Source organism: Bradyrhizobium sp. (assembly GCF_017881085.1).
Classification (GTDB): Bacteria; Pseudomonadota; Alphaproteobacteria; order Rhizobiales; family Xanthobacteraceae; genus Bradyrhizobium.
This window is the reverse complement of sequence record NZ_JADGRI010000008.1, coordinates 12,376-37,423: the sequence shown is the minus strand read 5'-3', so window position 1 is coordinate 37,423 and position 25,048 is coordinate 12,376. Positions and strand designations below refer to the sequence as shown.

At 62.8% G+C, this 25,048-nt stretch carries 21 protein-coding genes; 11 read left to right on the top strand and 10 right to left on the bottom strand.

Translation table 11 applies throughout. The features are described from left to right. Window positions 1–207, top strand: a 207-nt coding sequence (locus QZ213_RS01915) for a hypothetical protein (RefSeq protein WP_291684350.1), incomplete at its 5' end; no start/stop codon positions are given. Between the two features lie 14 nt (window positions 208–221). On the opposite strand, the gene QZ213_RS01910 is transcribed toward QZ213_RS01915, so the two are convergent. Continuing rightward, window positions 222–410 carry a hypothetical protein gene (locus QZ213_RS01910; RefSeq protein ID WP_291684349.1) on the bottom strand — a complete coding sequence of 63 codons (189 nt, stop codon included), beginning with the start codon at window positions 408–410 and terminating at the stop codon, window positions 222–224. A 658-nt stretch (window positions 411–1,068) separates the two neighbouring features. Between QZ213_RS01910 and QZ213_RS01905 the strand changes: the two genes are divergently transcribed. Next, window positions 1,069–1,983 (top strand): septal ring lytic transglycosylase RlpA family protein, encoded by a 915-nt coding sequence (locus QZ213_RS01905; RefSeq protein ID WP_291684348.1) that lies wholly within the window; start codon window positions 1,069–1,071, stop codon window positions 1,981–1,983. On the opposite strand, the gene QZ213_RS01900 is transcribed toward QZ213_RS01905, so the two are convergent. Continuing rightward, complete coding sequence (locus QZ213_RS01900) at window positions 1,977–2,924, bottom strand: alpha/beta hydrolase (protein WP_291684347.1); 948 nt, start codon at window positions 2,922–2,924, stop codon at window positions 1,977–1,979. The genes QZ213_RS01905 and QZ213_RS01900 overlap by 7 nt on opposite strands. Before the next feature lie 271 nt (window positions 2,925–3,195). Here QZ213_RS01900 and QZ213_RS01895 point away from each other — a divergent pair, with 271 nt between their 5' ends. From QZ213_RS01895 to QZ213_RS01870, 6 genes are read left to right on the top strand one after another with little or no spacing between them, the layout of a single operon-like run. Continuing rightward, a complete protein-coding gene (locus QZ213_RS01895) occupies window positions 3,196–4,347 on the top strand; it encodes a D-alanyl-D-alanine carboxypeptidase family protein (RefSeq protein WP_365884926.1) in 1,152 nt (383 codons plus the stop codon). 1 nt (window position 4,348) lies between these two features. Then, window positions 4,349–5,041, top strand: a complete 693-nt coding sequence (tmk, locus tag QZ213_RS01890) for a dTMP kinase (protein WP_291684345.1) — start codon at window positions 4,349–4,351, stop codon at window positions 5,039–5,041. After that, a complete protein-coding gene (locus QZ213_RS01885; RefSeq protein WP_291684344.1) occupies window positions 5,038–6,084 on the top strand; it encodes a DNA polymerase III subunit delta' in 1,047 nt (348 codons plus the stop codon). The genes tmk and QZ213_RS01885 overlap by 4 nt, the downstream gene beginning before the upstream one ends. 57 nt (window positions 6,085–6,141) lie before the next feature. Beyond that, window positions 6,142–8,079, top strand: a complete 1,938-nt coding sequence (gene metG / locus QZ213_RS01880) for a methionine--tRNA ligase (RefSeq protein WP_291684343.1) — start codon at window positions 6,142–6,144, stop codon at window positions 8,077–8,079. A 13-nt stretch (window positions 8,080–8,092) separates the two neighbouring features. After that, complete coding sequence (locus QZ213_RS01875; RefSeq protein ID WP_291684342.1) at window positions 8,093–8,884, top strand: TatD family hydrolase; 792 nt, start codon at window positions 8,093–8,095, stop codon at window positions 8,882–8,884. Next, the gene (locus tag QZ213_RS01870) at window positions 8,881–9,687 is read left to right on the top strand and encodes an MBL fold metallo-hydrolase (RefSeq protein ID WP_291684341.1); all 807 of its coding nucleotides are present in this window, start codon (window positions 8,881–8,883) and stop codon (window positions 9,685–9,687) included. Before QZ213_RS01875 ends, QZ213_RS01870 begins: the two co-directional genes overlap by 4 nt. A gap of 82 nt (window positions 9,688–9,769) precedes the next feature. Here the strand turns inward: QZ213_RS01870 and QZ213_RS01865 are convergent, their stop codons facing one another. The 5 genes from QZ213_RS01865 to QZ213_RS01845 form a co-directional block, all read right to left on the bottom strand. Then, the gene (locus QZ213_RS01865) at window positions 9,770–11,524 is read right to left on the bottom strand and encodes a hypothetical protein (protein WP_291684340.1); all 1,755 of its coding nucleotides are present in this window, start codon (window positions 11,522–11,524) and stop codon (window positions 9,770–9,772) included. 247 nt (window positions 11,525–11,771) lie between these two features. Then, window positions 11,772–11,966: a hypothetical protein gene (locus tag QZ213_RS01860; protein ID WP_291684339.1), complete on the bottom strand. Its 195-nt coding sequence runs from the start codon at window positions 11,964–11,966 to the stop codon at window positions 11,772–11,774. 176 nt (window positions 11,967–12,142) lie between these two features. After that, window positions 12,143–13,792 carry an acyl-CoA synthetase gene (locus tag QZ213_RS01855; RefSeq protein WP_291684338.1) on the bottom strand — a complete coding sequence of 550 codons (1,650 nt, stop codon included), beginning with the start codon at window positions 13,790–13,792 and terminating at the stop codon, window positions 12,143–12,145. Between the two features lie 24 nt (window positions 13,793–13,816). After that, on the bottom strand, window positions 13,817–15,655 hold the full coding sequence (locus tag QZ213_RS01850; protein WP_291684351.1) for a TRAP transporter large permease subunit: 1,839 nt from the start codon (window positions 15,653–15,655) through the stop codon (window positions 13,817–13,819). 68 nt (window positions 15,656–15,723) lie between these two features. Next, window positions 15,724–16,743 (bottom strand): TRAP transporter substrate-binding protein, encoded by a 1,020-nt coding sequence (locus tag QZ213_RS01845; RefSeq protein WP_291684337.1) that lies wholly within the window; start codon window positions 16,741–16,743, stop codon window positions 15,724–15,726. A gap of 637 nt (window positions 16,744–17,380) precedes the next feature. Here QZ213_RS01845 and glgX point away from each other — a divergent pair. Continuing rightward, complete coding sequence (gene glgX / locus QZ213_RS01840; RefSeq protein ID WP_291684336.1) at window positions 17,381–19,495, top strand: glycogen debranching protein GlgX; 2,115 nt, start codon at window positions 17,381–17,383, stop codon at window positions 19,493–19,495. 53 nt (window positions 19,496–19,548) lie between these two features. Here glgX and QZ213_RS01835 read toward each other — a convergent pair whose 3' ends face one another. From QZ213_RS01835 to QZ213_RS01825, 3 genes are all read right to left on the bottom strand, one after another. Further along, window positions 19,549–21,021, bottom strand: a complete 1,473-nt coding sequence (locus QZ213_RS01835; protein ID WP_291684335.1) for a GH1 family beta-glucosidase — start codon at window positions 21,019–21,021, stop codon at window positions 19,549–19,551. A 136-nt stretch (window positions 21,022–21,157) separates the two neighbouring features. Continuing rightward, window positions 21,158–21,964, bottom strand: coding sequence for an enoyl-CoA hydratase/isomerase family protein (locus QZ213_RS01830; protein WP_291684334.1), 807 nt, complete (start codon window positions 21,962–21,964; stop codon window positions 21,158–21,160). Between the two features lie 38 nt (window positions 21,965–22,002). Then, window positions 22,003–22,764 carry a hypothetical protein gene (locus tag QZ213_RS01825; RefSeq protein WP_291684333.1) on the bottom strand — a complete coding sequence of 254 codons (762 nt, stop codon included), beginning with the start codon at window positions 22,762–22,764 and terminating at the stop codon, window positions 22,003–22,005. A 322-nt stretch (window positions 22,765–23,086) separates the two neighbouring features. Between QZ213_RS01825 and QZ213_RS01820 the strand changes: the two genes are divergently transcribed. Next, window positions 23,087–23,572 (top strand): DUF305 domain-containing protein, encoded by a 486-nt coding sequence (locus QZ213_RS01820; RefSeq protein WP_291684332.1) that lies wholly within the window; start codon window positions 23,087–23,089, stop codon window positions 23,570–23,572. A 9-nt stretch (window positions 23,573–23,581) separates the two neighbouring features. After that, window positions 23,582–25,042 (top strand): YncE family protein, encoded by a 1,461-nt coding sequence (locus QZ213_RS01815; RefSeq protein WP_291684331.1) that lies wholly within the window; start codon window positions 23,582–23,584, stop codon window positions 25,040–25,042. Window positions 25,043–25,048: the final 6 nt, after the last annotated feature.

Here is a 25,048-nt window from a genome sequence, read left to right as displayed (position 1 = left end):
AGGGCAGGGCACACCAAGGTTGAGCTTTTGGATTCCAACAGCGAGATCACCCGCGATCGTGCCTCAACCTTCGTGCTCGGCCTCGCCGGCATCGCCCCCGCCAGCACGCCTTCCGTAAATCTCAACATCGAGGTGAAGGCCGGTTACGTTATCGACCTCAGCGACGAGCCCCGGCCAGCCGCCACCATGCGCGTCGTTTCCCCGTGAACGAAACGGCCAAATCATGATGGCTCAATCATTTTTTCAGCGGATTCGATCATCGCTCGACCGATGTCCAACAGCCATTTTCGGTTTGCCATCATCGCTACGGAGCCGACCGGCGCCAGAAAACGGATCACCTTGTGCGTCGGAAGCGCGGTGGCCTGGATTTGAAAGCCTTCGATCCCGGGGATTGGTTCAAGCGCTGGCATTGGGACCTCTCGAGTGTGACTTGCGGGATAATGATCATTCCGCACACGTCTACGAGTCAACGCGGTGACCCACCCCCATAAGCCCGAATAAACGGCCAGCCGAGTCCACCCAGCGGTTTTGCCCGTTGTGCGCCTTGGACACCGAAATGATGCCGAAATGCATCGGCGAGTCCCGCAAGCCGGCCAGATAGCGGCCGAAGGATCACCTTGCGACCCGATTGCTACCGAGATTGCTACCCAACTAGTTCAGACAGGGTAGGGTAGGACCGGGCTATCCAAGCCAAGGGCAGTTAAATAAGCCAATAAAACAAGGCATTTCCCGACTAGTCGGGGTGTGTAAAGGCACCGTTTAGCGAATTTCAAGACCGGTGCCTTAAACCACTCGGCCACCCTTCCTAACGCGCCCCTCATGAGGGAAGGCGGCGTGGATTGCAAGGCAAGTCGGCGCCGAAATCTCCGTAATTCGACGGATCGCGACTGCAACCATTGATTCACCACGCCGAGCCTCTCCCCATTTCCGCCGCGTTCGCGATGCGATATCTTTACAGCTTGATGCGGAGGTGGGCCGCATCGGGGCTTGTACCGCCAGTTGCCGGAAGTAGGCAGGTGCGCGGTGGAATGGTAATTGGGGCGTATGGGGATTCGACAGCCAGATCAGATGTTGCTGATGGCGCGAGGCGCCGTGGCCGTGGTGGCATGCCTGTTTCTCGCCAACTGCGCCTCATCGGGCAAATTCGCGGGCCGCATCGATCCTAAATACGGCGTTTCCTCGAGCCCCCGGGTGGTAGCACTCGGAGAACCCGTGCCAAAGGGCGGCGGCACCTACCGAGTCGGCAAGCCCTACACCGTCGCAGGGCGGATCTACGTGCCGGAGGAAGACGTCAATTACCGCGAGGAGGGGCTGGCCTCCTGGTACGGCGACGATTTTCACGGCCGGCTGACGGCCAATGGCGAAGTTTTCGATATGGATTCGCTGACTGCAGCCCATCCGACCCTGCCGATGCCGTGCTACGCGCGGGTCACCAATCTCTCCAACGGCAAATCGCTGATCGTCCGCGTCAATGACCGCGGGCCCTATCACGGTAACCGGCTGATCGACGTCTCGAACAAGGCCGCCGAACTGCTTGAATTTAAAGGCAATGGCGTGGCGCGCGTCAGGGTCGAATATGTTGCCCGGGCCCCGCTCGAGGGTTCCGACGACCGCCAGTTGGTGGCGACCCTGCGCACCGGCGTACCGGCCCCATCGCCGTCACTGGTCCGGGTGGCGTCTGCTCGTCCCTTCGTTCCCGAAGTTCCGCCGCATGGCCGCCCGATCCGCGGCGAGATTCCGATGCCGGAAGGACGGCCCTATAGCCTCGGCACCACCACGGCGGACATGGCTTCGATCAACGCGACGTCGGAAATGTCCGCTTCCGCCCGCCCGCATCCGCGTGGCCGTCCGCTCGAAAATCCGCGCGCCGTCAGTTATGAGAATGACGGCAGCTATGCGCCCAGCGTCAATCCGGTCTCCGCCTATGCGCCGGTCGATCCGCGCGGTCCCAGCGAATTGCTGACCGGCCGCGGGCTCTACTGAACCTCCTTCAGAAAACCGATCAAGGCCGCGTTGACTTCGTCGGCGCACTCCTGCTGGACCCAGTGGCCGGCGCCGTCGATGATCAGTTTTTGCTTCAGGCTCGGCAGGACCCGTTCCAGCTCGGTGACGCGCTTGGCGCCGATCAGGCCGGTGATGACGGAATCCTTCGATCCCGCGATGAACAGCGAAGGCTGATGGATCTGCGCGCCTTGCCACGGCGCGGTCAGGTCCCAGTTGCGGTCGAGGTTGCGGTACCAGTTCAGCCCGCCCCGAAAGCCGGATCTCCGGTAGGCCTCGGTGAAATAAGCGAGGTCGGCTTCGCTGAGCCAACCCGGCAGCGGCCGATCGGACCGCGCATCACCCAAAAATCCCTTGCCATCCTGGATGAAGAGCGAGGCTGAAGGGTCGGAAAATCCGCGCCCCAGCAAGGTCCGCATCGTCAGGCCAATGTCGCGCTCGAACTCGGCCTCGGCGACCCCGGGCGTCTGAAAATATTGCCAATAGAAATTGGTGATCCCGTTTTCGCGCAGGCTGTCGAGCGGGCGGGCGCGGCCACGGAACGGCGGAGGAACGCTCAAACCCGCTACGGCGGTGAAAACGTCGGGCCGGAACAGCGCCGCATGCCAGGCGACAGGCGCGCCCCAGTCATGGCCGACGATGACGGCCTGCTTCTTGTCCAGCGCCGCCACCAGCGCCACCATATCGCCAACCGTGTCGAAGATGCTGTACGCGTTGATATCAGCCGGCGCGCCGGTCCGGCCAAAACCGCGCATATCCGGCGCCACGACATGGAAACCGGCCGCTGCGATCGCCGGGATTTGATGCCGCCAGGAATAGGACAGCTCCGGCCAGCCGTGGCAAAGCACAACCAGCGGACCCTCGCCCTGTTCGAGCAGAAAAATATCGATCCCGTTGGCGGAAATGGTTCGGGAGAATGTCATCGCTATTTCCGCCTTAGTTTGCGAGATTTTGTTGGGGGATCGGCGAGCCGACACGATAGGATTGTTTGAAAAACGCCGCAATCGAATCGATGCTGCGACATCAGGCAAAACCCGTGTTGTTTGCGGTACTTTCAACTGTTAGAACGCCGGCTTCAAGGCACCGCCGATGGCACTCGAAATATCAATCTCCCGAAAGCCTCAGCCAGCGCCTGCGCGATCCTGGCGCGGCCTGATCGCGGCTGTTGTCGCGGTCTCGCTCGGTTGGAGCGGCCTGGTCTATGCCGCCAACCAGAGCGTGCAGGGCGCCAAGAAGGAGGAGGGCGGTTTCGACGGCGACGCGCCGACCGCGATCCTGATCGAAGCCACCAGCGGCAGCGTGCTGTTCGAGAAGAACGCCGACGAATTGCGGGCGCCGTCCAGCATGATGAAGCTGATGACGGTCGAAACCGTCTTCCACGCCATCAAGCAGGGTGACCTCAAACTCACCGACGAATTTCACGTCAGCGAAAACGCCTGGCGCAAGGGCGGCGCGCCCTCGGGCACGTCGACCATGTTCGCGGCCATTCACAGCAAGATTGCCGTCGACGATCTCCTGCACGGCGCCATCATTCCGAGCGGCAACGACGCCTGCATCGTGCTGGCCGAAGGCATGGCCGGGAACGAGCGTGCCTTTGGCGACATGTTGACCAAGCGCGCGCGCGAACTCGGCATGGCGCGGTCGACCTTCGCCAATTCCAACGGTCTGCCCGATCCCGGCAACAAGATGACGGTGCGCGAACTTTCGGTCCTCGCGCGCTACGTCATCCAGACCTACCCCGAATTCTACAAACTGTTCGGCGAGAAGGAATTCACCTGGAACAAGATCCGGCAGCAGAACCGCAATCCGCTGCTGAACTCGCTCGAGGGCGCCGACGGGCTGAAGACCGGCTATACCAAGGAGGGCGGCTACGGCATGGTCGGCTCAGCCGTGCAAAACGGGATACGGCTGATCGTCGTCGTAAATGGTCTTGAGGATCCCGACGATCGGGCGACCGAAGCCAAGAAGATGCTGGAATGGGGATTTCGCAATTTCGAGTCGCGGCCGCTGTTCGCGGCGCAGCAGCAGATCGGCTTTGCCAAGGTATTCGGCGGCGACAGCCGCTCGGTCAAGCTGGTCAGCCCCAAACCGGTCGAGGTGATGGTTCAGAAAAGCGGTACCGACAAGCTGATCGCGCGCGTCGTTTACAACGGGCCGGTGCGCGCGCCCGTCGCGGCCGGTCAGCAGATCGGCGTGGTCCGGGTCTGGCGCGGCGCCAATATCGCGATGGAGGCGCCGGTCTATGCAGCGGATTCCGTCGGCGTGGGATCGACGATGCGGCGGGCGATCGACGGTGCGAGCGAACTCGTCATCGGAATGTTTCGCCTCGGCGTCGAGAAGCTCTGATATGGCCGAGACAGCCGTCAAGAGAGCGCCTGGGCGCGGACGCTTCATCACCTTTGAAGGCGGTGAGGGATCCGGCAAATCCACGCAGATCAAGACGCTGGCGGAGCGCCTGAACGCCGCCAAGCTGCGCACCGTCGTGACCCGCGAACCCGGCGGATCGCCGGGCGCCGAAATCATCCGGCATCTCGTTCTGTCCGGCATGGGCAAGCTGTTGGGTCCGGACGCCGAGACGCTGTTGTTTGCCGCCGCGCGCGACGACCATGTGCGCACGGTCATCCAGCCCGCGCTCGGTCAGGGAATATGGGTGCTGTGCGACCGGTTTTCGGACTCGACGCGCGCCTATCAGGGCAGCCTGGGCAAGGTCTCGCCGGCCGTGCTCAACGCGATGGAGCGGGTCACCATCGGTGATCTCAAGCCGGATCTGACCATCATTCTCGATGTTCCCGTTGAAGTCGGCATGAAGCGCGCAGCCGTCCGGCGCGGTAACGGCGCGCCGGACCGGTTCGAGGCGGAAGACGTCAGGTTTCATCAGCAATTGCGCGAGGCGTACTGGAAGATCGCCGCCGCCGAACCGCAGCGCTGCGTATTGATCGACGCCACCGCCGAGCCCGGTGCTGTCGCCGCCAACATATGGGCCGCCTTGCGCGAACGTTTCTTTGCCGCCAGCGCCGACAATCTGGCCAGTTCAGCATGAGCGCGCGCCAGGTCGAAAATCTGATATCGGCGGTTCACCCGCGCGAGACCACCTCGCTGTTCGGACATCGCGATGCCGAGCTCGCTTTGTTGAATGCCTATCGCAGCGGGCGCATTCCGCATGCCTGGCTGATCGGCGGAGCGGCCGGCATCGGCAAGGCGACGCTGGCCTATCGCATGGCGCGGTTCGTGCTCGCGCATCGCAATCCGCTTGGCGCCGATGTGCAGGGTGCCGAGACGCTGGGGGTCGATCCGGCCGATCCGGTCGCGCGCCAGGTTGCGGCGGGAGCCCATGGCGGACTGCTGACGCTGGAACGATCGCTCAACGACAAGGGCGTGATGCGGACCGTGATCACGGTGGACGAGACCCGCGAGACGATCTCGTTTTTCGGCTCGACCGCGGCGGTCGAGGGCTGGCGGGTCTGCATTGTCGATACCGTCGACGAACTCAACCCGAATGCCGCCAACGCGCTGCTCAAGGTGCTCGAGGAACCGCCACAGCAGTCGCTGTTTCTTCTGGTCAGCCACGCGCCGGCGCGGATGCTGCCGACCATCCTGTCGCGCTGCCGGAAATTGCTGCTGCGGCCGCTTTCGGCGGAAGACGTCGTCCGCGCCGCGGCCGAGGCCGCAAGCATCCCGTCCGACGATCCCGCGCTGGCCGAGGCTGCGGAGGCGGCGGAGGGGAGCGTGGCGCGCGCGCTGACGCTGCTCGGCGGCGACGCCCTGAAACTGCAGCAGCGGACGGCCGCGCTGCTGGCGACCCTGCCGCGGGTCGACCCGCGCGAGCTGCATGCGCTGGGCGACGCGCTCGGCGGCAGCGACCGCGTGGCGCTCGCGGCCTTTGTCGACAGCGTGGATCGCTGGGTCAGCGAACGCCTGCATGCCGACGAGGCCAACGCCAATGCCAACCTTCCCCGCCTTGCACGGCTGGCAGAGGTGTGGGAAAAGATCAATCGCGCCGCACGGGACACCGAATCCTACAATCTTGAACGAAAACCGCTGGTTTTCTCGGTGTTCGGGCTGCTTGCGGAAGCGACGCGCTAGGCGCTCCGCCGGCGGTCATTCTCAACAATCTTGTTCGAGCAATAAAAGGAATTTGTGGTGGCCAAGGCCAAGAAGAAAGTTGCCAGGAAGAAAGGCCGCAAGCAAGCCGGCAAATCGAAGCGCAGCGCCAAGGCATCGGCCTCGAAAAAGCGCGCGAAGAAAGCCACGCGCACGGCGAAGAAGGCCAAGAAAACCAGGAAGGCTGCGAAGAAGACGCCGGCGACACGGAAGGCTGCCAAGAAGTCGTCGAAGAAATCCGCAAAAAAAGCAAAATCGGCCAAGCGCGGTTCGGCACTGGGCAAGACGGCCGTTGCCGGCAAGGCGCCGTCGGTTGGCAAGAGCGCCAAAGGAAGTCCCAAGAAGAGCGTCGGCAAAAGCGTCAAGGAAAACGTTAAGGCCGGCACCACGGCCGACGAGACCCCGCGCATCGCCAAGCCGTCGCCCCCGGCGGCGAAGAACTCTTTCTACATCACGACCGCGATCGCCTACCCGAACGGGGTGCCGCATATCGGCCACGCCTATGAGGCGATCGCGACCGATGCGCTGGCGCGGTTTCAGCGGCTCGACGGCAAGGATGTGTTCTTCCTCACCGGGACCGACGAGCACGGGTTGAAGATGGTGCAGACCGCGGAAGCGGAAAAGCTGCCGACCATGGAGGTCGCGACCCGCAATGCCCGGCGCTTCAAGGACATGGATGAACGCCTGAACGTCTCGTTCGATCGCTTCATCCGCACCACGGAAGAGCAGCACCTGCGCTCCAGCCAGGAAATCTGGAAGCGCATGGCGGATAATGGCGACATTTATCTCGACAGCTATTCCGGCTGGTATTCCGTGCGCGACGAAGCCTATTACGCCGCGGACGAAACCGTGCTCGACGCGGACAATGTGCGTGTCGGGCCGCAGGGTACGCCGGTCGAATGGGTCGAGGAGAAGAGCTATTTCTTCAGGCTGTCCGCCTATCAGGACAGGCTGCTGGCGCTGTATGAGAACCAGCCGGATTTCATCGGTCCGGACTCGCGCAGGAACGAAGTGGTCAGCTTCGTCAAAAGCGGCTTGAGGGATCTGTCGATTTCGCGCACCACCTTCGATTGGGGCGTCAGGGTTCCCGCCGATCCCGAGCACGTCATGTATGTCTGGGTCGACGCACTCACAAACTACATCACCGGCGTCGGCTTTCCCGACGAGAACGACCCGAACTGGCGCTACTGGCCGGCCGACGTGCACATCATCGGCAAGGATATTATCCGCTTTCATGCCGTGTACTGGCCGGCCTTCCTGATGTCGGCGGGCATTCCCGTGCAGAAGCGCGTCTACGCGCACGGCTTCCTGTTCAACCGGGGCGAGAAGATGTCGAAATCGGTCGGCAACGTCGTCGATCCCTTCAACCTCGCCGACCAATACGGCGTCGACCAGATGCGCTACTTCTTCCTGCGCGAAGTACCGTTCGGGCAGGACGGCAGCTACAATCACGAGGCCATTGTTGCGCGCATCAATGCAGATCTCGCCAACGATCTCGGCAACCTCGCGCAGCGGTCGCTGTCGATGATCGGCAAGCAGTATGCCGGTGTGCTGCCGGAGCCGGGCGAATTCAGCGACAACGACAAGGCGATTCTGGCGCAGGCCGACGGCATGATCGCGCTGGCGCGGACCGCGATGGCGACCCAGCAAATTCATCACGCGCTCAATGCTATCTGGGCCGTGGTGGCGGAAGCCAACCGCTATTTCGCGGGCGAAGCCCCGTGGGCGCTGGCAAGGACCGATCCGAAACGCCAAGCGACCGTGCTGTACGTGACCGCCGAAGTCGTCCGCCAGATCGCGATCCTTGCGCAATTCGTTATGCCGGCGGCGTCCGCGAAGATGCTCGACATTCTAGGCATTGCCGCCGAAACCTCGTCGCGCAATTTTGCGGCGCTGGGGACGCGGATCAAACCGGGCACAGTGCTTCCCGCACCTGCGCCGGTATTTCCGCGTTACATCGAGCCAACGGCAGCTTGAACGGGCCGCGCCGATGCTGGTCGACAGCCACTGCCATCTGGATTTTCCCGATTTCGCCGATGACCTCGACGGCATCGTGGCACGGGCTGCGGCCGCCGGAATCGGCCGCATGGTCACCATCTCGACGCGGGTGAGGCGGCTTGGCGCGCTGCTCGAGATAGCGGAGCGGTTTCCGAGCGTCTATTGCTCGGTCGGCACCCATCCGCATCATGCCGATGAAGAGGACGGCATACCCGCCGATGAGTTGACCGAGCTGACTCGGCATCCGAAAGTCGTAGCGCTGGGCGAGGCGGGGCTGGACAATTTCTACGACAACGGCTCGCCCGCAGCCCAGGAGCGCGGCTTTCGCGCCCATATCGCGGCGGCCCGCGCCACCGGCCTGCCGCTGGTCATCCATACCCGCGAGGCGGACGAGGCATGCGGGCGCATCCTCGAAGACGAAATGAACAAGGGATCGTTCCGCGCCGTGCTGCATTGCTACACCGGCGGGCGGGAACTGGCGATGAAGGCGATTTCCCTGGGCCTGTCGATTTCGTTCACGGGTATTCTCACCTTCAAGAAATCGCAGGCCTTGCGCGATCTCGCCGCCGAACTGCCCGCCGACCGCATCATGGTCGAGACGGACGCGCCGTATCTGGCGCCCGGCAAATTTCGCGGCAAGCGCAACGAGCCGGCTTACGTAGTCGAAATCGCCAGAGTGCTGGCGGAGACGCGCGGGGTGTCGCTCGAAGAGATTTCGCGCCAGACCACGGACAATTTCTTCCGCTTGTTCTCGAAGGTGCCGCCTGCGAAAGCTGCGGCATGACGCTGACCCTGACAATTCTCGGTTGCGGATCCTCGGCCGGCGTTCCACGTCCCGCCCTCGGCTGGGGCGCCTGCGATCCCAAGAATCCGAAAAACCGCCGCCGGCGCTGCTCGCTGATGGCCGAGCGGGCTTCGGACCGCGGCGTGACGCGGGTCGTGATCGACACCTCGCCCGATCTGCGCGAGCAATTGATTGATGCCAATGTCGACCATCTCGACGCGGTGTTCCTGACCCATGAGCACGCCGATCAGACCCACGGCATCGACGATCTCCGCTCCGTTGTGATGCATCAGCGGAGGCGCATCCCGGTCTATCTGAACCGGTCGACCGGCAAGGACATCATGCAGCGGTTTTCCTATTGCTTCGTGTCGCCGCCGGGCAGCGATTATCCGCCGATCCTCGATCATCATTCGATCGAGGCCGGCGAGACCCGCGGGATCGAAGGGAAGGGCGGTACGGTATCGCTGTCGGCCTTCATCATGCAGCACGGCAATATTCCGGCGCTCGGCTACCGCATCGCGGACGCCGCCTACACGCCGGATGTCAGCGACATCCCGCCCGAGAGCTGGCCTCTGCTGGAAAACCTCGATCTCTGGATCATCGACGGGCTGCGCTACGCCGCCCATCCCAGCCATTTCAGCGTCAACGACGCGCTGTCATGGATCGACCGCTTCAGGCCGCGCCGCGCCGTCATCACCAACATGCATTCCGATCTGGATTACGAAGTTCTGCGCCAGAGCCTGCCGCCGGATGTGATTCCGGCCTATGACGGCATGCGGCTGACCTTGGGTCGGGTGCCCTGAAAGTCCGAGCCAAATTGCCACGGTGGCAACATCACAAAATCAGCCGGCGCTGTCGGCGCCGGCTGATCCATCCTTGAATGGCCTAATGATGGTCGTCGCCGCGATGGTCGTCGGCGTCGACGAGCCGGTCGCGATCGGTCCCCGGCGTGAACGAAACGCCGCGGAGAACTTCGCCGAATCGCGCGGTCCGGATTACCGCAAAGCTCTCGCCTGCGGGCGCGCTGGTTGCCGCAAGATTATCGGTGATCATGACCAGCTGGTTCGGATCGGCGCCCTGGTCGCCGTTTCCGCTGACGGTCGAGGTGATGGCCCAGATCGTCGCGGTTCCATCGCGATTGACGCGACCGACGATGTTGCGAAGGCCATCGGCGGCGGGTGCCCACGGCAGGCTGGTCTTGGGATTTTGCCCAGTCGGATAACCGGCGACCGTATAGGGTACGCCGAGGTTCAGCCCAGCCTGCAGCACATAGGCCAGTTTCCATGCGCCGAGCGTGGAATCGAATACCCACTTCTGCAATCCCGCTCCGGTCTGCGTGGCGGCGGTCGTGTACTTGCCTGCCGAAGAGTCAAAGGTGTTGGTCCCGTTGCCTTCGTCGGTGACATAGAGCGTCTTGGCGTCGGCAAACCAGACCCCGAACGGGAACGACGCCGTCGCCGCTTTGGCCAGCGTCGTCGGGAAGCCCTTCAGGATGCACATGTTGTAGGGAGTGACCCCCAGCGTCTGCAGCTTGGTGGCGTCGTAGGGGATCGGTGCGGCGGGAAGGGTCGCGGTCGCTCCAGGCAGACCGACACCGCTCGGGCAGGCCAGCGGCTTGCCGTTGCCGTCGAATCCGGTCGCGTCGATGAAATACACGGTGTTGATGCCGTTGCCGCCGCTGCCCTTGGTGAAATAGACGACGTTGTTGGAGATCGTGAGGCCGCGGAAATTCGTATCCTTGCCGGTCTTGTCGGCTTTTAGTCCGAGTTGCGTGACGTTGAAGCTGCCCACCGGCGTGGGCAAGCCAGGGGTCTGCGCGGCGAGCGGCGTTCGCTCGGCAGTCAGGATTTGCGCGCCCGCGCCCACGATGATGCCGTTCGGCTGGGGAGTTCCGCCGTTGCCGGCATTTCCGGCCATGTAAACCAGGTTGGCGCCGTTCTTGTTGTTCAGGATCGCGGCGCGGCCATTGTTGCCGCTGTAGGCGTTGGTCTTCGTGAAACGGAAGTTGCCGAGCGCGTCGACTTCCGCGACCACCCGGTAATAGCTGCCGGGAACGGGATTGGTGGGATCGACCACGCCCGGTGTATTGGAATTCGAGACATCGAGCGCGTTGATGGGGGCGAGGTAACCCATGAACGTCACGACACGGCCATCGGTCGACAGATTAAGCGCGATCTCTGATTTGGATGGAAAGCTGGTGACGACCTGATCCCCGGCCGGCTGGTCGCGGTGGTCCCCGCTACGAGGCACTTTCACCTCGAGCGAGCTAATCAACTTGCCGGACGGCCTGAGCTGATCCAGCACGATCTTTGACGTAATGCCGAAACTGCCATCGGTGAGAACGTTATTAAAGACAAACGGATAGGCGCCGGAATCCGTCGCGGTCACGCAATTGGGAGCGACGCATTTGGGCGGCAGCAATGTCGTGCCCGCAACGACGTTCGCCGGATTGTTGTCGTACACGGAGCGACTGATCAGCAAATTGCCTGGTGCGAAGCTATTTCCCGGTCTGAAACCGAAGTCGTCATCGTCTGCAAAGGCAGCCGTGGTGCCAGCGACGCCCGACAAGAGGAGGGTGACGGCCAATCCAATGCGCAAAGCCGGCGGCCGGCTGTAAAAGCGCAATCCCGCAATATTCATTGAGGAAACCTCCCGGTTTTTCGCCTGCCGTATGCGGCATGCAGCGATCGCCGGGAGATTTGCCCGTGTTCTGTTACAGGGATAAGAAAGGCGTGCGACCAGACACCGAAAGTCGAGCGAAGGCCGCATGTCTCGGTCGAATCAGGCAAGTGGTGACGCGCCAGTACGCGGGATATCTATCGGCGTGGGGCTTACGGGACGTCGCGCGCCTCGTCCTCCGTACGCCTCCCGATCGCCCCGATCGCGCCTAGCGTTCGTCCCGCATGTACGGGCTGTGCTCAGAGACCAATCTCAGATTGGGGTCGGCGGAGAGCGCCGAATCTGGCGATACCCGCATCTCCGAAAGCCGCTCGACGCCAGCAGTGACCTGGTAATCCTCAATGAACAGCACGAGGGTAGTGATGAAAAAACCGGCACACAGGATCAGAAATGTCCACCTCATGGGCCTTCTCCATGTGATTTCGCCCTATCAACTCCACTTATGCATAAATGGGGCCAATGTTTCGGCAGCCAGCGGCACGGCACGCTCCGGATCGGCCCCGCCAGCGAACGCGCGCGAATCGCTTGGGCTTGGCAATTGGAGGCATGACCGCGGCGACAATGCGTCGACCATCCCCCTCAGGCCGAAATCGCCTTCGCCGAATCCACCTGGTCGCGCAGGATGAATTTTTGAATCTTGCCGGTCGATGTTTTGGGAATTGAGCAGAACACGACCGCCTTCGGCGTCTTGAAGCCCGACATCTGGCTGCGGCAGAAGGCGATGATCTCGGCTTCGGTCGCGTGCGCGCCTTCCTTCAACTCGATGAACGCGCAGGGCACCTCGCCCCATTTGCCATCGGGCTTTGCCACCACGGCCGCGAACAGTACGGCGGGATGCTTGTAGAGCACGTCCTCGACCTCGACGGACGAGATGTTTTCGCCGCCGGAAATGATGATGTCCTTGGAGCGATCCTTGATGATGACATAACCGTGTTCGTCGAGCACGCCGAGGTCGCCGGTGTGAAACCAGCCGCCGGCGAAGGCTTCCTTGGTGGCCTTCTCGTTCTTCAGGTAGCCCTTCATGACGATGTTGCCGCGGAACATCACCTCGCCGATGGTCTCGCCGTCGCGCGGCACCTCCTGCATGGTTTCGGAATCGAGCACGGTGACGGCTTCCTGCAGCGGGTAGGGCACGCCCTGCCTCCGCTTCAGCCGCGCGCGCTGATCGGCGGCCAGATCGTCCCAGCCCGGCTGCTCCGCGCAAACCGATGCCGGGCCGTAGACTTCGGTCAGGCCGTAGACATGCGTAAGCTTGATCCCGATGTTTTCGGCGCCTTCGAGCACCGCGACCGGCGGCGCCGCGCCCGCGATCAATCCGACCACGCGCTTGGCGGCGTTGCCCTTCGGCGCATCCGGCGCATTGATCAGGGTGTTGTAGACGATGGGCGCGCCCGCCATGTGGGTGACACCGTGCTTTTTGATGAGTTCGAATATCCTGGTGGGCTCGACCTTGCGCAGGCAGACATTGATGCCCGTCGCTGCCGCGATGGTCCAGGGAAAGCACCAGCCGTTGCAGTGAAACATCGGCAGCGTCCAGAGATAGACCGGATGCCGGCCGAGATTGGCGGCAAGGATGTTGCTGACGGCGTTGAGGTACGCGCCGCGATGGTGGGTCACCACGCCCTTGGGATTGCCCGTGGTGCCCGAGGTATAGCTGAGCGCGATCGCGTCCCATTCGTCTTCCGGCAATCGCGCCACGAAGCTCGGATCGCCTTGCAACAGCGCGTCCTCATATTCGATTTCGCCGATCCGTTTTGCCCCGGGGAAAGCCGCATCGTCGACATCGATGACGAAGGGTTTTGGGCCCTTCATCAGCGTCAGCGCTTCCAGGATCACGCCGGTGAATTCCGGATCGACCAGAATGATCTTGGCGCCGCCGTGATCGAGCTGAAACGCGATCGAGGGCGCGTCGAGCCGGATGTTGAGCGCGTTGAGCACCCCGCCGGCCATCGGCACCGCGAAATGCGCCTCGTTCATTGCGGGAATATTCGGCAGCATCGCTGCGACGGTGTCTCCAGTGCCGATGCCCCTGCCGGCGAGATACGACGCAAGACGACGGCAGCGCGCATGGGTTTCCGACCACGCAAAACTGCGGCCCTCGTAGACGGTGCTGATATGGTCCGGATAGACGGCGGCGCTGCGCGCCAAGAAACTCAGCGGCGTCAGCGGCACGTAGTTGGCGGGCGTCTTGTCCAATCCGATATCGTATTGGTTCTGTGTCCCACTCATCGGCCACCTCCCACTTGATAACGCTTACAGGAATCCGATCGATATCCACGGAAAGATCGCCACCACGATCAGGCCCGCCAAGAGCGCCAGCAGATAACCCCAGATCGGCCTGATGCCCTCGGCGGGGTCGACCCGCCCGATGGCACAGGCGGCATAATAGCCTACTCCGAACGGCGGCGCGAACAATCCGATGCCCATCGCGAGGATGATGATCATGGCATAGTGGACCTCGTGGACGCCGACCGCCCGCGCAATCGGAAACAACAGCGGGCCGAACAGCACGATCGCCGGAATGCCCTCGAGCACGCTGCCCAGGATCGTGAATGCCACGATCGATACCGCGATGAAGGCCGCCGAACCGCCGGGCAGGCCGGTCATTGCCGAAGCCAGCGCGCGCGAGAAACCGGATTGGGTCAGTCCCCATGCCATGCCTGTGGCGGTCCCGATGATCATCAGGATCGCCCCCGACAGGCACGCGGTCTCGACCAGCATCGGCCCCAGCCGCCGCCAATCGAAGCGGCGATAGACCAAGAGCCCGATGACCAGGCCATAGACGATCCCGATGGTGGACACTTCGGTTGCGGTGGCGACGCCCTCGACCACGGCGGCGCGGATCACGAACGGCAGCGCCAGCGCGGGCAGGGCGACGACAAAGGAGCGGACGACCTCGCCGGCCCGGGCGCGCCTGACGTGGCTGAGGTCCTCGGCGCGGTAGCGCCACCAAACCAGCGCCGACAGCGTGATCGCCAGCACCACGCCCGGCAAGAGGCCGCCGGTGAACAGCGCAGAGATCGAAACGCCGGTGACCGACCCGATGGTGATCAGCACCAGGCTCGGCGGAATGGTCTCGGTCTGCGCGCCGGTGGCCGCGAGCAAAGCGACGAGATCGCCGGGTTTTGCCCCGCGCGCCTTCATTTCCGGGAACAGCACCGGCGCCACGGCCGCCATGTCGGCGGCCTTGGAGCCCGAGATGCCCGACACGAGATACATCGCGCCAACCAGCACGTAGTGCAGGCCGCCGCGGACATGGCCGAGCAGGCTCGCCAGAAACGCCACCATGGCCCGCGCCATTCCGGTCATCTCGATCAGGAGGCCGAGGAACACGAACAGCGGCACCGACAGCAGGATCAAATGGCTCATGCCCTCGTCCATGCGGCCGACCAGCACCATCAGCGGCGTCCGCGTCGTCAGCGCCAGATAGCCGAAGATCGCCAGTCCGAAACCGAAGGCGATCGGCACGCCGGCGAAGACGCAGAACCCGGCGACGCCGACAAAGAAGATGATCAAATTGATATTACCGAGCGGACGCAGCCATGGCTGCGCCAGCCAGAATATCCCGATCAGGACGGCAACCGACAGCACGGCACTGAGCACGATCCAGGCATCGCCGGCCCGTGCCAGCCGCAGAAATGCGAACAGCGCCATCAGGCCAATGCCCACCGGGAGCGCCGCAGCCCGCCAGATATTGGCGATCTGTAGCGCGGGCGTGGTGATGAAGCTTTCCTCGTAGGCGTATTCGTAGGACGGCCAGGCGATCATCAGCAGAAAGGCCAGCGCGGCGCAGGTCGCGACCACGTCGAGATAAGCCCGCACCCCCGGCCCGGCGCTGGCGACGATGGCGGTCATGCGCATGTGCTCGGAACGTCGGAACGCTACCGCAGCTCCCAGCATCGCCAGCCACAGGAACAGGATCGAGGCCAGTTCGTCCGACCAGATCAGCGGACTGCGCAGGCCGTAACGCGCCACCACGCCGGCAAACAGGATGACGATCTCGGCGACCACCAGAAGCGCCGCCGGGATCTCGACCAGCATCGCCAGCGTCGCTTCCAGCGATGCCGCGCGCGAACGGCGGCGAGGGGACATCGCCTCGCCGGCCCCCGCTATTGCGCCTTCGGCGTGAGCAGCCATCACGGTCCCCTTGACCGAAAGCGTTACGACAGCTTGCCGGCGGCCTTCTCCAGCAGCGCCCACGGCTGCTCGCCATATTTGCCTTTCCACTCGGCATAGAACCCGGCCGAGCGCAGTTTCTCGCGGAACGGCGCGGCATCCGGCTTGTTGAAGACCAGACCCTTGCCCGCGAGTTCCTGTTGCAGACCGGCATTCAGCTTGGCGACGTCCTCGCGCTCCTTGACGCCGGCCGCGTTAATGTTCTTGGCGACAATCGAGCGGACATCCTCCGGCAGCTTTTCCCAGGCCCGGCGGTTGGCCAGGAACCAGAAGCCGTCCCACATGTGGTTGGTCAGCGAGCAGTATTTCTGCACTTCGTAGAGTTTTGCGGTCGAGATGATCGCCAGCGGGTTTTCCTGGCCCTCGACGATCTTGGTCTGCAGCGCGGAATAAACCTCGCTGAAATTGATGGAGGCGGGCGCCGCATCGAAGGCCTTGAACATCGAGGTCCACAACGGCGAAACCGGCACGCGAATTTTAAAACCCTTGAAGTCGTCCGGACCGGTGATCGGCTTGGTCGATGACGTGGTCTGGCGGAAGCCGTTGTCCCAGATCCTGTCCATGACGACGAGACCGGCCTTGTTGATCTCGCCGCGCACATAGCCGCCGAGATCGCCGTCCATGGCCTTCCAGACCGTGTCGTAATCCGGGAATGCGAAACCGATGCCGTTGATCGACGCGGCCGGAACCAGCGTGGCAAGGATCAGGCCCGACAGCGTAAAGAATTCAACGCCGCCGGAGCGGATCTGGCTCAGCATGTCGGTGTCGGACCCAAGCTGGTTGTTTGGGAAAATCTGCAGATCGACCCGGCCATTGGTCTCGGTCTTGATCGCCGCCGCCATCTCCTTGGCGCGGACGTTCATGGGATGGGCATCGGGAAGATTGTTGGCATATTTGTAGTTGAATTCCGCCGTCTGCGCGCGCGCGATGAACGGTGCGCCGATGCCGCCCAGAACCGCCGAGGCGGCCGATGCCTTGAGCAGCGCGCGTCGTGAAAAGCTCATCTCGATCTCCCTTGAGATTATTGTTCTTGTGGCGACACCTTACGGACCTGAGGCGGCCCGGTCATCTGCCATCTCGCGAGCGGCTTTTGCAGCATCTCGCGGACGGCGGCAACAGCGGGAATTTCAAAGAAAGCGGGCCCTAGGGCACGCCGGAGCGCTGGCGCTGATGGCCCCCGGCGGCGCCGTAAAAAGCCACCACCGCGAGCACGAGTTCACGCATATTGCGATAAATTTGATGTAAGCAGCTGATCCTGCGCGAGATAAAGACATTCCATAATATACCTTATGCGAATCCTAGATATGCCTGTCTCGGTGTGGGAGATGCCTACGAGAACCCGCGGGCTGCTCGGTACTGAGCCCCCTGCACGCCGGCTGCTCCGGTCGATGGCTGCCGGCCGCAAGCGATACAAGGCGCCAGCGAATAGGTTTAGTGCGACGCGCTTGATAGCGGCTTCGCCTCGAGTTTCCTTAGGGAGCGATCGAGTGCCTCTGCGATTTCTGCGGCGACCACGGGCCAACCCACGACGTCGGTGATGCCGGCAGCGCCGTCGCAAGACTTGCCGGCCAGTTGCAACAAAATGGAACCGCCGCCGTTGTTGTTTGCGCATTCCAGCGCCGATGCTTTCGGGGGCCTTCGTTGCCGATCCAATCAATCAAGGAAGGCTTGCCTTATCCCTTGGGCGCGTCCTGGGACGGCAAAGGGACCAACTTCGCCCTGTTTTCCGCCAATGCCACCAAGGTCGAGATTTGCCTGTTCGACGGGGCCGGCCAGCGCGAACTCAGCCGGATCGAACTGCCGGAATACACCAACCAGGTCTTTCACGGCTATCTGCCGGATCTCGGGCCCGGCACGTTCTACGGCTACCGCGTTCACGGTCCCTACGAGCCCCAGGCGGGACACCGATTCAATCCCAACAAGCTGCTGCTCGATCCCTACGCGCGTGCCCACGCCGGTTCGCTGAAATGGGATCCGGCCGTTTTCGGGTATCAGATGGAGACTGGCGACGACCTCACCTTCGACGAACGCGACAGCGCTTCCTTCATGCCCAAATGCGTGGTCGTCGATCCAGACTTCGACTGGAAAGGTGAAGCCGGCCGGCAAAACGTACCCTGGGACCAAACCGTCGTCTATGAGGTGCACGTCAAGGGTTTTACGCGACGACATCCAGGCGTGCCGGAGAACCTGCGCGGCACCTACGCGGGTTTCGCCAGCCGACCCATGGTGGACTACCTCAATGCGCTTGGCGTGACGTCAGTCGAGCTGTTGCCGGTACACACCTTCGTCAATGACAGCCATCTGCTGGAAAAGAAGCTCACGAATTACTGGGGCTACAACACCATCGGCTTCTTCGCTCCCGATCCCCGCTACGCGTCGGACATCCCCAACAGTCTTCGCGAGTTCAAGGAAATGGTGGCCGCCCTGCACGCTGGCGGCCTCGAGGTGATCCTCGACGTCGTCTATAACCACACCGCGGAGGGCAATGAGCTCGGGCCGACGCTGTCGTTCAAAGGCATCGATAACCTCAGCTACTACCGGCTGCCGGATAACAAGCGCCACTACATCAACGATACCGGCACCGGTAACACGGTCAATCTCTCGCATCCCCGCGTGATCCAGATGGTTGCCGACAGCCTGCGCTATTGGTCGGAACAGATGCACATCGACGGTTTCCGATTCGACCTGGGTACCATCCTAGCCCGCGAAGTCTCCGGGTTTGACGAGCAGAGCGGTTTTCTCAAGGCGGTCGATCAGGACCCGCTGCTGACGCAGCTCAAGCTCATCGCCGAGCCCTGGGATTGCGGCCCGGGCGGCTATCAGGTCGGCGGCTTTCCGCCGGGCTGGGCAGAATGGAATGACAAATTCCGCGACGTGGTGCGAGACTTCTGGCGTGCCGAGGCAACGGTTGCCGAACTGGCGCCGCGGCTGTCGGCCTCCGGGGACCTGTTCGACCGTGGCGGCCGGCGCGCGTGGGCCAGCGTCAACTTCGTGACCGCCCATGACGGCTTCACCCTAAACGATTGGGCAAGCTACAACGATAAGCACAACGAAGCCAATGGCGAGAACAACAAGGACGGCGGTTCCACCAACCGCTGCTGGAATTGCGGCGCCGAGGGGCCGACGGACGACGATGCGATCGTCGCGCTCCGCAATCGGCAGAAACGAAACATGCTGGCGACGCTGTTGTTCGCACAGGGCACGCCAATGATGCTCGGCGGCGACGAGTTCGGGCGCAGCCAGCAGGGCAACAACAACGCCTATTGCCAGGACAGCGAAATCTCCTGGTTCGACTGGAAACTAGACGCCGACGCCAACGCCCTGCTCGCATTTACCAAACGTCTCATTGAGTTGAGAAAAGCCTACCCTGCCCTGCGCCGCAGCCGCTTCCTGACAGGACAACTCGATGAGACGCTGGGCGTCCGCGACGTCACCTGGATCAATGCCAATGGCAGCGAAATGCAGGAGGCGAACTGGACAGACGCCTCGATAAAATGTTTCGGGATGCTGCTCGATGGCCGGGCGCAGACGACCGGTATCAAGCGACGGGGCGAGAACAAGAGCGTCCTGATTGTCTTGAACAGCTTTGAAGACATTGTCGAGTTTACCTTGCCGCCGTCCGAAGGGGTTGATGCATGGTCCTTGAAGGTCGACACGAATATTCCCGATCGGACCGGCGGCGAGGCTTTCAAAGCTGGCAGCATCTACCAGGTGACCGGCCGCTCACTGCTGCTATTCGCGGTCAATGGCGGATGATCTGCCCGCCGGGCGGCGACCCCGGTTTAGGCCGATGACACCAGTGAAGCGGGCTAGGCCCCCGCCCCGTTTCGCGCGACGACGTTACGATAGAACGATGCGCTCAGCTTCGGGGTGCGGCGCTGCGTCTTGAAATCCACGTGGTAGAGGCCGAACCGCTTCTCCAACCCATAGATCCATTCGAAATTGTCCATCAGGCTCCACAGAAAATATCCGCGAACCGGTACGCCCTCGGCGGTCGCGCGCTGCAGCTGCGCCAGATAGTTGCGGAGATACATGATGCGGTCGAGATCGTAGATCTTGCCATCGGGGGCCAGCTGATCGACCGCCGACGTGCCGTTCTCGCTGATATAGATCGTATCGAGATTCCAGACCTTGGCCGCGAGCCGCGGCACCCAATAGGCGGTCTCCGGGCCGATCCTCAGCCATTCTGAATTCATGTGAGGAAACGAGGCAGGGAAAGGCAAGACGTCGAAGCCCGGCGCGTGTTCTGCGGCAACCACGTAGAACTGCGGCGCGTAAATGTTCAGGCCGACGAAATCGATCGGCGACGAGATGATCCGCAATTCATCGGCGGTATGTTTTGGAGCGTCCTTGCCGGCGTAGGCGAGAAACGCGTCCGTGTACTTGCCTTCCAGGATTACGTTCAGGAAGCCTGCGTTCATTTCACGCGTCGCGATCTCGGCGGCGCGCACGTTCTCCGGCGTGTCGATCGCGGGCACGCAGGCCGCGATGTTCTCGGCCGGACCAAGCTTGATGTCCGCGCGCCCTTTCGCGCGGATCGCCTGCACGGCGAGACCGTGGCCGAGCGCGGCGTTATGACGGACCTGGTTGACGACGGCCTGGGGCAATTTGAGGCCCGGCGCATCGATTCCTGCGCCGTATCCGAAATCCACGAATCTCGCGCATTCGTTGAGCGTGAAGATCGTTTTCACGCGGTCGCCCAACCGCCCGGCTACATATCCCGCGTAGTTCGCAAAGGCCCTGGAGGTCTCGCCGGATTGCCACCCGCCGAACCGGTCTTGCAACGATTGCGGCAAATCCCAGTGATAGAGGGTCGCATAGGGCGAGATGCCGTTCGCCAACAGTTCGTCCAGCAGCCGGTCATAGAAGTCGAGGCCTTTCGGGTTCGGCGCGCCGTCGCCGTCCGGAAACACCCGTGGCCAGGCGACCGAGAAACGATAGGCCTTGACGCCCAGCTCCCTGAGCAGGCCAACGTCTTCCTTGTAGCGATGAAAGTGATCGTTGGCCTGGTCGGCATTGCTGCCATCTTCGATCTTGCCCGGCTGATGGGCGAAGGTATCCCAGATCGAGCTTCCGCGCCCGTCTTCAAGCACGGCGCCCTCGATCTGATAGGCAGAGGTGGCCGTACCCCAGACAAAGCCGTTCGGGAAACGGGCAGCGGCGCGGGGAGCACTCTTTGGTTTGGCGCCGCGCTTCTGCGATTTCGCAGGCGTCGCCGACATGGCAACCGCGGACAGACCTGCGAGCTTCGCAAACCGGCGGCGCGAAAACTTACCGGGCATTGGCTCCCCGTCGGGTTCGTGGCTTGAACAGTTCGACAGGCCGAAGCCGCCGGCATCGAACCCTAGCAGGAGATTTGGCCTCGACGAAGCCCGCCCCGTCGTCGTGAGCCCGCAAGGTCCGCGGATGCTCGCGTCGCTACCGCCCGGTGAACCTCGGCTTGCGCCGCTCCAGGAACGCCGCCACACCCTCTTTGTGGTCCTCGCTCATGCTGGCGAATGCGAACTGGTCGACATCCATGTGGCTGGCGAGGTCGTCGAGCGCGTGCGCCAGCCGATTGACGGTCAATTTCGTCATGGCGACCGACAGCGGCGGTTGGGCGGCGACTTTTGCGGCGAGCGCCATGGCCGCATCGAAGGCGTAGCCGGGATCGGCCACCTCCTCCACCAGCCCCCATTCGTAGGCCTCGTCGGCCGAGATGCGTTGGTCGGCCAGGATCACCGCCTGCTTGGTGCGCGCCGGTCCGATCAGATGCAGCATGCGCGGGATGCTCTGCCAGCTCATGTTCATGCCGAGCCCGATCTCGGGCACCCGCAGATGGGCATCGCGGCCCATGACCCGAAAATCCAGCGCCACCGCCAGCGCCACGCCGCCGCCGACGCAAAAGCCTTCGATGGCGCCGATCGTGATCTGCTCCATCTCGTGCCAGGCGTGGGTGAGACGCGGCCCCAGCTTGAGGTGCCGGCGTAACGCGCCGAGGTCCATGGTCCGCCGTGCGCGGCCTTCGGGGTCCTTGAGGTCGAAGCCCGCGCTGAACGCATCCTTGCCGCCGGTGAGCACCACGACCGAGGTGCCGGCATCATCCTCGAAGCTGCGCGCGGCATCGGTGAGCTGCCGCAGCGCTTCCGGCGACAGCGCGTTGATGCCGTCGCCGCGGTCGAAGCGCACCACCGCGATGCGCCCCTCCGGTCCGAGGCCCTTTTCGATCGTCACAAAGTCCGCCACACCCTTGCTCCCTGCGCGTTGTTCTTCGCAACGATAGCTCATAAATGGCCGGTCCGCTCGCGCGCGGGTCTTCCCTCCGGCACGGGAAAGCGGATGGTGGTTCCGAGCGTGATCCAGTTGGCGTTTTCGCCCGTGATGTTGTGGCCATAGATTAGGTCGATCGAGAAGATCTCGTTGGGCCGGTAACGCACGCCGGTTTGAAACCGCGGCTGAACCACGCTCGGGATATCGGACGCGCCGGCCTGACCGAATGCCTCGATGGTCCATTGCAGCACATCGGTGAATTTCCAGTCGAATCCGAGGCCATAGGTCAGATAATGCCGGTCGACCGTGCGGTCCCAGAGCCAGCCGCCATTGATATTGATCCGCATGGTCTCGGAAAGCCGGAACGTTGCCGGCACTACCGCGAACGCCGTGAGGTTCTCCCCGGTCAGCGCATCGAACGAGCCGCCCGCGTAGAATGAAAAACCAAACCTTCCGATGCCGGTTGGAACGAGATTGGTCTTGGCCTTGGGAGCGATCGTGGTGCTCCAGTCTCCATCGCTGCGGGACCGATTGGTCTGCAAGGTCAATTCGACCGGCCTGAAGATATCGACAACGCATGATGGATTGGCCACGGCTGAAAGATCAGTGTTGGTTGCGGTCGAAATCCAGCTTTCGACCTTGCACGATCCGGCTTCGGAGATATCGGCGGCATCGACCGCATAGGCGCCATTGGCCGCCCGCGCCTCGCCCGCCGCCAGCAACACCAGAACAGCCGCCGTCGCGGCGGATATGGCACGTAGCCCCGTGAACCCCATCCGGGAAGGCTAGCTGAGTCTTCGCCCCGGCACAGGCAGAATCGTCTCGATGGCAAGCAGCCTCTGGGACGAACCGGCCCAGAGGCCGCTCCGCCCGGGCTACGGCAGATCGGCATCGATCTGCTCGAGACCTTCACGTTCACCTGAAAAGCTCCGTAGGCCGGGAATAGGCCGCGTTCACCGGCGTCCTTAACGTTGCGATCACGCCGACGCCCTTGCCCGCTCGGAGCGGAGTTCGGGCAAAAAAAGATCGCGATGAACGGAATAGTTCTCGATATCGACCGTCTACTCCATGACCCCAAGACGAGATCGGAGACGACGGATGTTGCAATTTCTCAAAACCTGCCTCGGGATGATGGTTTTTCGCGTGGTTCTCACGTTGGCCATGCCCCCTCTCGTCCTGGCGCATGAAGCGCATCGTTCCACACGGTCGGTCGATGCGACCTCCGCCGGCGAAGAAGGTCCATTTCTCCGGGAAAACGAAGCCGCGATGGAGAAAATGATGAACGGTATGGCGGCAAAGCCGAGCGGCGACATCGACCGGGATTTCGTTGCCATGATGGCTCCGCATCATCAAGGAGCAATCGACATGGCGGTGATCGAACTGCGCTATGGAAAGAGCGAGCAGCTTCGACGAATCGCCCAGGAAATCATCATCGACCAGATGCAGGAGATCGCCACCATGAAACTGGCGATCGGCGAGCAAGTCACGGCCTCCCTGCCCGCCCCGACGCAGCCAGACCGGGCCGCTACCGCGGCCGGAAATCCGCATCACCACATGGATATGTCTCCAGAAGGCAGCAAGTAGGAGAAGAAAATGCAGCGTTCGCTTCTTAAGGCCAGTCTACTGCTGGCGGCCACGATTCTCGCACCGTCGGCCACGGCGCTGGCCGGCCAGGCACCGGGCGCCGCGTCGGCGCCTGACATCCCGATGAGTCACCGCGACCGGGTCTACGCTGCCGAGCAATTCTCGAACACGGTGTCCGTCACCGATCCTGTCGACAACAAGCTGCTAGGCGTGATTCGCCTCGGCGACCCGCAACCCGGCAATTTCAGCCCGCTCTACAGAGGGCAAGTTCTCGTTCATGGCATGGGCTTTTCGCCCGATCACCACACCCTCGCGGTGGTCTCGATCGGCTCGAATTCGGTGACGTTTGTCGACACCGCGACCAACACCGTGAAGCATGTGACCTATGTCGGGCGCTCGCCCCACGAGGCGTTCTTTACGCCCGACGGCACGGAAGTCTGGGTAACCGTCCGCGGCGAGAACTACATCTCGGTGCTTGATGCACAAAGCTTTGCAGAGAAGACGCGCATCGTGACGCCGAATGGCCCCGGCATGCAGATTTTCTCGCCGGACGGGAAGTACGGCTACATCTGCTCGTCGTTCAGTCCGGAGACCGACGTCGTCTCGGTGGCGGACCACGGCATTGTTGCGCGGGTGAAGCAGGAAAGTCCGTTCTGCCCTAACATCGCAGCCACGCCCGACGGCGATCAAGTCTGGTTCACACTCAAGGATATCGGCAAGACGCAGGTGTTCGACGCCAGGCCACCATTCAGCCTGATCAAGACGATCGACACCGGGGCCATCACCAACCACGTCAACTTTGCCCGAACGGCGAAAGGGACGTTTGCTTACGTCACCGTCGGCGGAAGGAATGAAGTCAGCGTGTTCCGCACCGACGATTTCTCGCAAGTCGCCACGATCCCCGTGGGCAAGCTTCCGCATGGCGTCTGGCCGTCCGGCGACGGCACCCGCATCTACATCGGTTTGGAAAACGACGATGCGCTGGCCGCGATCGACACTGCAACCAACACGGTGGTTGCGACCATTCCGATTGGCCAGGCTCCGCAAGCCATCGCCTATGTGCCAAATGCCGCTGACCCGGACAACCGCGCAAATCTGGTCCCCCTTGGTGTTGCGGGCCAAGTCGCCCAATTGGCGCTTGCCTTGAAGTCGGACCCTGGACCAGGAAAGCCGGCGACTAATATTTCGCTGTTCGACCAGGGGCTGATCCAGGTTCTCCAGGCTTCGGTAACGGGCCTTGAACCGAAGCAGCGCTACATCCTCGCGCTTGCGCAAAAGGCCGACGGCGGCGGATCGGTGCAACCGCTTGCAGCATTCATGACGAACCCGGCGGGCAGCGCTATCGTCAATGCAGCTGGCCCCATTCGTCAGATCGTTCAGGGTTCTGCCAGCTCCGAACGCCGCTATCTTGTGATCGCGCCAGGCGACTCTTCGAAATTCGGGGAGGCCGTCCAGGTTCAGGCCCCGTGATCGCAC

Coding starts and splice junctions, on each gene's coding strand:
- QZ213_RS01910 (WP_291684349.1), bottom strand. CDS start 410: ATGCCAGCGCTTGAACCAATCCCCGGGATCGAAGGCTTTCAAATCCAG.
- QZ213_RS01905 (WP_291684348.1), top strand. CDS start 1,069: ATGTTGCTGATGGCGCGAGGCGCCGTGGCCGTGGTGGCATGCCTGTTT.
- QZ213_RS01900 (WP_291684347.1), bottom strand. CDS start 2,924: ATGACATTCTCCCGAACCATTTCCGCCAACGGGATCGATATTTTTCTG.
- tmk (WP_291684345.1), top strand. CDS start 4,349: ATGGCCGAGACAGCCGTCAAGAGAGCGCCTGGGCGCGGACGCTTCATC.
- QZ213_RS01885 (WP_291684344.1), top strand. CDS start 5,038: ATGAGCGCGCGCCAGGTCGAAAATCTGATATCGGCGGTTCACCCGCGC.
- QZ213_RS01875 (WP_291684342.1), top strand. CDS start 8,093: ATGCTGGTCGACAGCCACTGCCATCTGGATTTTCCCGATTTCGCCGAT.
- QZ213_RS01870 (WP_291684341.1), top strand. CDS start 8,881: ATGACGCTGACCCTGACAATTCTCGGTTGCGGATCCTCGGCCGGCGTT.
- QZ213_RS01865 (WP_291684340.1), bottom strand. CDS start 11,524: ATGAATATTGCGGGATTGCGCTTTTACAGCCGGCCGCCGGCTTTGCGC.
- QZ213_RS01860 (WP_291684339.1), bottom strand. CDS start 11,966: ATGAGGTGGACATTTCTGATCCTGTGTGCCGGTTTTTTCATCACTACC.
- QZ213_RS01855 (WP_291684338.1), bottom strand. CDS start 13,792: ATGAGTGGGACACAGAACCAATACGATATCGGATTGGACAAGACGCCC.
- QZ213_RS01850 (WP_291684351.1), bottom strand. CDS start 15,655: ATGTCCCCTCGCCGCCGTTCGCGCGCGGCATCGCTGGAAGCGACGCTG.
- QZ213_RS01845 (WP_291684337.1), bottom strand. CDS start 16,743: ATGAGCTTTTCACGACGCGCGCTGCTCAAGGCATCGGCCGCCTCGGCG.
- QZ213_RS01835 (WP_291684335.1), bottom strand. CDS start 21,021: ATGCCCGGTAAGTTTTCGCGCCGCCGGTTTGCGAAGCTCGCAGGTCTG.
- QZ213_RS01825 (WP_291684333.1), bottom strand. CDS start 22,764: ATGGGGTTCACGGGGCTACGTGCCATATCCGCCGCGACGGCGGCTGTT.
- QZ213_RS01820 (WP_291684332.1), top strand. CDS start 23,087: ATGTTGCAATTTCTCAAAACCTGCCTCGGGATGATGGTTTTTCGCGTG.
- QZ213_RS01815 (WP_291684331.1), top strand. CDS start 23,582: ATGCAGCGTTCGCTTCTTAAGGCCAGTCTACTGCTGGCGGCCACGATT.